This is a genomic window from Chryseobacterium sp. GVT01B (assembly GCF_019970045.1).
Taxonomy (GTDB): Bacteria; Bacteroidota; Bacteroidia; order Flavobacteriales; family Weeksellaceae; genus Chryseobacterium.
Genome location: NZ_JAHXYI010000024.1, coordinates 1 through 464, shown reverse-complemented (window position 1 = coordinate 464; position 464 = coordinate 1). Strand labels below are relative to the sequence as shown.

1 pseudogene is annotated in these 464 nt (G+C 34.1%); it reads right to left on the bottom strand.

Going from position 1 to position 464, the window contains the following annotated elements:
- Window positions 1–59: 59 nt before the first annotated feature.
- Window positions 60–464: pseudogene (locus LC457_RS23285) on the bottom strand (hypothetical protein); the annotation flags it as partial.

The window sequence follows — 464 nt, the reverse complement described above, 5'->3', positions numbered from 1 at the left end:
AAAAGGGGTTGTCCTACGACAACCTCTTTTTGCATTGACATGATAGAGGCTCTATATCCTTATTTAAATATTGGTAAAATACCTTGAATGAAAATAATTAATATAGCAATTGGGGACACATAGCGAATTAACATGTACCAAATTGTAAACATCCAATTAGATGCGGCTAGCTCTTTACGAGAAATATCTTTTGTATAATAATAACCTGCAAAAATTGAGATTAGCAGAGCGCCAATAGGCATTCCGATATTGTTGGTCATAAAATCAACAAAATCAAAAATAGAACGGTCTAACATCTTCACATCTGATAGTATACCAAATGACAGCGCACTAGGAATACCAACAATAAAGATAATGATGCCACCAATCCAGGCAATTTTTTTTCTTTTTTCTGGTTTATCTCCAATTGCAATTGCCACGACAATTTCTAACATGGAAATGGAAGATGTAACTGTGGCAAATAG